The organism is Mycobacterium sp. (assembly GCF_049280035.1).
Classification (GTDB): domain Bacteria; phylum Actinomycetota; class Actinomycetes; order Mycobacteriales; family Mycobacteriaceae; genus Mycobacterium.
In genome coordinates, this window is the sequence record NZ_JBAPPI010000194.1 from 1 (window position 1) to 4,697 (window position 4,697).

The 4,697-nt window shown below is 67.0% G+C and carries 6 protein-coding genes; 4 read left to right on the top strand and 2 right to left on the bottom strand.

Annotated features, from left to right (window positions below; translation table 11 throughout):
• Window positions 1-1,030, bottom strand: a 1,030-nt coding sequence (locus WAN71_RS06400) for an N-acyl-D-amino-acid deacylase family protein (RefSeq protein ID WP_422224528.1), incomplete at its 3' end; no start/stop codon positions are given.
• A gap of 47 nt (window positions 1,031-1,077) precedes the next feature.
• Between WAN71_RS06400 and WAN71_RS06405 the strand changes: the two genes are divergently transcribed.
• Genes WAN71_RS06405 through WAN71_RS06420 form a run of 4 tightly spaced genes read left to right on the top strand, consistent with a single transcriptional unit; the run spans window position 1,078 to window position 4,409 of the window.
• On the top strand, window positions 1,078-1,443 hold the full coding sequence (locus WAN71_RS06405; protein WP_422224533.1) for a VOC family protein: 366 nt from the start codon (window positions 1,078-1,080) through the stop codon (window positions 1,441-1,443).
• Window positions 1,444-1,453: 10 nt separating this feature from the next.
• Window positions 1,454-1,972 (top strand): mycothiol transferase, encoded by a 519-nt coding sequence (locus WAN71_RS06410; protein ID WP_422224529.1) that lies wholly within the window; start codon window positions 1,454-1,456, stop codon window positions 1,970-1,972.
• A 60-nt stretch (window positions 1,973-2,032) separates the two neighbouring features.
• Window positions 2,033-3,568: an aldehyde dehydrogenase family protein gene (locus tag WAN71_RS06415; protein ID WP_422224530.1), complete on the top strand. Its 1,536-nt coding sequence runs from the start codon at window positions 2,033-2,035 to the stop codon at window positions 3,566-3,568.
• Window positions 3,569-3,572: 4 nt separating this feature from the next.
• Window positions 3,573-4,409 carry a hypothetical protein gene (locus tag WAN71_RS06420; protein ID WP_422224531.1) on the top strand — a complete coding sequence of 279 codons (837 nt, stop codon included), beginning with the start codon at window positions 3,573-3,575 and terminating at the stop codon, window positions 4,407-4,409.
• A 70-nt stretch (window positions 4,410-4,479) separates the two neighbouring features.
• On the opposite strand, the gene WAN71_RS06425 is transcribed toward WAN71_RS06420, so the two are convergent.
• A partial coding sequence (locus WAN71_RS06425) for an anti-sigma factor (RefSeq protein WP_422224532.1) occupies window positions 4,480-4,697 on the bottom strand: 218 nt, incomplete at its 5' end.

The following is a 4,697-nucleotide window of genomic DNA, read 5'->3' on the forward strand; positions in this document are numbered from 1 at the left end:
CCTCCGGCTTGCGCATCTCGGCCACCCGCTCGGCCAGCGGCAGATCGGCGATCGCGCGGTAGCTCGGGTAGAGCACGACCGGGTTGGCGCTCAGCTGCAACCCGATGATCAGCCCGATCGGCCGCGGCAGCAACTGTGCGGTGACGTCACCACCGGCAGCGTTGGCCTTCTCGACCATGGTGATGGCATCCGGCCACGTCGGGTCGCCGGCGTTGGCGACGACGAGCGTGAAGGTGACCGGCAGCCCGACGTCCTCGGCGACGTCGAACACCGTTTGCAGCACCGGCTGATAACCGCCGGCCGGAATGTCGGGCACGAATTGCAGCAGACCGCCGCCGCCGTCGACCACGCCGCGCGCGATCTCTTCAATTTCCTCGCGGGCGGCGTCGTAACTCGGGATCGGCGAGCCGCTTTCGGTCTTGTGGATGGTCAGCCGCGACGACGCGAACCCCAGCGCGCCGACCTCGATCGCCTCTTTGGCCAGCGCCCGCATCTTCGCGAGGTCTTCGGCAGTGGCCGGCTCGCGGTCGGCGCCGCGCTGACCCATCACGTAGACCCGCAGCGGCGAGTGCGGAAGGTATGCGGCTACGTCGATATCGCGTTTGCCCGCGTCCAGCGCGTCCAGGTATTCGGGGAACGTTTCCCAGGTCCACGGCAGGCCGTCGGTCATCACGACACCGGGAATGTCCTCGACTCCCGCCATCACGTCGACCAGGACGTCGTGGTCTTCCTGGCGGCACGGCGCGAAGCCCACCCCGCAGTTGCCCATCACCACGGTGGTCACCCCATGCGCCGACGACGGGGTCAGCCGCTCCGACCAGATGGACTGGCCGTCGTAGTGGGTGTGCAGATCGACAAACCCGGGGGTGACCAACAGCCCCGTCGCGTCGATCTCCCGCGCAGCGGCAGCGCCATTGACAGCCCCGACGACCTCGATGACGCCGTCGCGCACCGCGACGTCACCGACGTACGGTTCGCCTCCGAGCCCGTCGACGATGGTGCCGTTGCGGATGATCAGGTCGTAGGTCATCTAAATAATCTACGACCGTGTCGGTAGCTGATGCCAGGATCAATGTCATGATCGACCATTTCGGAATCAACTGCGTCGACTACCCCAGGTCGCAGCAGTTTTACGACCGGGTGCTGGGCGTGCTGGGTTATTCGCGGCAGGCGGACTTCGGGGATGCTATCGACTACGGGCGCGACGGCAAGCCGGCTTTCTGGATTGCCGAAGGCGCGGGCATGGGCCCGAACCGGGAGGTGCATCTCGCCTTCGCCGCGGCCGACCAGGACGTGGTGCGGGCATTCCACGACGCCGCGGTCGAGTTCGGCGCGGAGTCGCTGCACGCCCCGCGGCCCTGGCCGGAATATCACCCCGGCTACTTCGGCGCCTTCGTCCGTGACCCCGACGGCAACAACGTCGAAGCGGTCTGCCACGCGTAGGGTCGCCGGTATGTCGAGCCCCGATACCGCCACTCGGGAATTGCTGCGCGACGCGTTCACCCGGTTGATCGAACACGTCGATGACCTCACCGACGGCCTCACCGACGAACAGGCCAGCTACCAGCCCAGCCCCAACGCCAACAGCATCGCGTGGCTGATCTGGCACAGCGCCCGGGTGCAGGACATTCAGCTCGCCCCGATCGCCGGCATCGAGCAGGTGTGGCTCAGCGACGGCTGGGTGGACCGCTTCGCGCTGGACCTGCCGCGCGACGACACCGGCTACGGGCACAGTCCCGAAGACGTGGCCAAGGTGCAGGCATCAGCCGATCTGCTGGCCGGCTACTACCACGCCGTGCACAAGGTGACGCTGGAATTCGTCGCCGGCGTCACCGCCGAGGACTTGGCGCGCATCGTCGACCGGAACTGGGATCCACCGGTGACCGCCAGCGCCCGGGTGGTCAGCATCATCGACGACTGCGCGCAGCATCTCGGTCAAGCCGCCTACGTGTTGGGCATGTTGTCCGGGTGAACTTGACACCTGTCGAGGCCAGTGCGATCCAGGTCACATGCCGCGGCTAACATGGCGACCATGACCGCCATCACACCTGTCAAGCCCGCGACCGAACTCGAATTTTCCGGTACCGGCACCGTCCTGAACCCGGCTACCGGCGCCGTCGCCGGCGAAGTGCAGTGGACCGACCCGGCCGACGTCCCCACTATCGCCGCCGGGCTGCGGGTGGCCCAACGCGAATGGGAGCAGCGTGGCGCCCAGGGGCGCGCCAAAGTGCTGGCTCGCTTCGCAGTGTGGCTGGGCGAACACCGCGGCGAGATCGAAAAGCTGCTGATCCAGGAAACCGGCAAGTCCGCCGTCGACGCGGCACAAGAGGTGCCGCTGCTGATCATGATCCTGTCGTACTACATCAAGACGATGGAGAAAGCGCTGGCGCCCGAGCGCCGGCCGGCGGCGTTGCCGTTCCTGGCGATCAAGAAGGTCACCGTGCACTACCGGCCGCGGCCGGTGGTGGGGATCATCGCGCCGTGGAACTACCCGGTGGCCAACGCGCTGATGGACGGCATCGGCGCATTGGCCGCGGGCTGCTCGGTGTTGCTGAAGCCGTCCGAGCGCACCCCGCTGACAGCCGAGGTGCTGCGTCGCGGCTGGCTTGAGTCGGGTGGGCCCGAGGTGCTGGCACTGGTTCAGGGCGCCCGCGAGGTCTCCGAAGCCGTCATCGACAACGTCGATTTCGTTCAGTTCACCGGATCTAGCGGCACGGGACGCAAAGTGATGGAGCGCGCCGCCCGCCGGTTGACGCCGGTCAGCCTGGAGCTGGGTGGCAAGGACCCGATGATCGTCCTCGAGGACGCCGACGTCGAGCTGGCCGCGCACGCCGCCGTGTGGGGCGCGATGTTCAATGCCGGGCAGACTTGCGTATCGGTCGAGCGGGTCTACGTGCTGGAGCCGGTTTACGACCAGTTTGTGAAGTCCGTGGTGCGTGACGTGCAGGCGCTGCAGGTCGGCGCCGGCGACGGGCATAGCTTTGGAGGGCTGATCGACGAGCAGCAGCTGGCCCTGACCGAGCGCCACGTCCGCGAGGCGGTGGCCGCGGGCGCGCGGGTGTTGACCGGCGGAAAACGCGCCGACAAGCCGGGCAGCTTCTACCAGCCGACGGTGCTCGTCGACGTGGACCACTCGATGACGTGCATGACCGAGGAGAACTTCGGCCCCACGCTGCCGATCATGAAGGTCGGCTCCGTCGACGAAGCCATCCGACTGGCCAACGACAGCGAATACGGGTTGAGCGCCTCGGTGTTCTCCCGCGATATTGATCGGGCGAAAGAGATTGCGCTGCAGCTTGATTGCGGCGCGGTCAACATCAACGACGTGATCGCCAACCTGATGTGCACGACGGCGCCGATGGGCGGTTGGAAGACGTCGGGTATCGGGGCACGGTTCGGTGGCGCCGACGGGCTGCGCAAATACTGCCGCGTCGAGACGGTGGTCGGGCCTCGCACCAATGTTGGCGCGGGCGGCAGCTACTACCACAATTCACTCAAGGCGCTGACCCGGATGAATCGGATGCTGACCCGGCTGGCGCTGGCACGTCCGCGTCGCGTCGCCAAGTAGGCGCGTGCGGTTCGCGGTCACGGCGCTGCTGTGGCTGCTCACCACGGCGGCGTTAACCGTGGTCGTGCCGACGGCGTGGGCGCAGACACACGTCATCGACGTCGGCGGCTACACGGCAATGGCCGAGAAGGCCGCGAGTGACCCGACGCTGCAGGCCGCGGTGGCGTCCGAGCTGACTTCCAAGGCGACGACGCTCATCAGCGAGCAGGGCTACGCCATCAGCTCGTCAGAGGTACATAACGTGGCCGCCGCCTACACCGCCAGCCCGTCGTTCCCGCCGCATTTCGCCGAGGCCAATCGACAGCTGCATGGCTGGCTGTTCACCCGCGCCGGCACGCAGTCCAACCAGTGGGTGGTTGATGTGGCGCCGATGCTCAACGACCCTGTCTTCGACCGGCTCCTGATCGGTCTCCACGTACAGGTGCCGTCCACGGTGGCCGTTCCATTGACGGTGGCGACACCAAAGGTATTGCAGCCCGGCAAATTACGGCTGGTAGCCACCTGGGGTCTGTGGGTGAGCATAGTCGCGGCGGTGCTGACCGGAATCTGCGCGCTGCTGACACCGGCTGTCGCGCGCAGTCGCGGCAGAGCGCTCGCCGGCCTGGGTATTTCGGCGTTGCTGGTCGGCGCGGCCGGTTGGGCGGCCATCGAACTCGCCCGCCGCCGTATCGGCGATGCGCTGAACCACACCACCGGCGACATCCGCCGGATCGCCGACGTCATGGTCGGCGAAGCCGAAAGCAGTCTGCACCGATGGCTCGACGTGACGCTGGCCGCCGGCGGAGTGCTGGTGGTGCTTGGCGTATTAGCCGCCGTCCTGGGCAGTCTGCGGGCATCGTGAGTTTGCACCCACGGCTGTGATCCGACGAAAATCACAGCCGTGGGTGCAATCTCGCGTCAGAGCGCCTCGTCTAGGTCAACGACAGCTTGGCAAGGATCTTTCCGGTCGGCTGCGGTGACCCGTTGCCGGGTTCGACGGTGAACGCCAGCACGGTGGAATTCCCGAGGTTCGTCACTATGTCGGTGGTCGACGGCGCGACGGCCGCCGTGTTCATCGTGCCCGCCGACGTCGGGCCGTTGTCGCCGATCAGCCACATCTGATACACGGTGCCCTGCGAGGGTGGCGGCA

Excerpts from the sequence above, each read along its gene's own strand:
- WAN71_RS06410 (WP_422224529.1), top strand. The coding sequence starts at position 1,454 with ATGTCGAGCCCCGATACCGCCACTCGGGAATTGCTGCGCGACGCGTTC.
- WAN71_RS06405 (WP_422224533.1), top strand. The coding sequence starts at position 1,078 with ATGATCGACCATTTCGGAATCAACTGCGTCGACTACCCCAGGTCGCAG.
- WAN71_RS06415 (WP_422224530.1), top strand. The coding sequence starts at position 2,033 with ATGACCGCCATCACACCTGTCAAGCCCGCGACCGAACTCGAATTTTCC.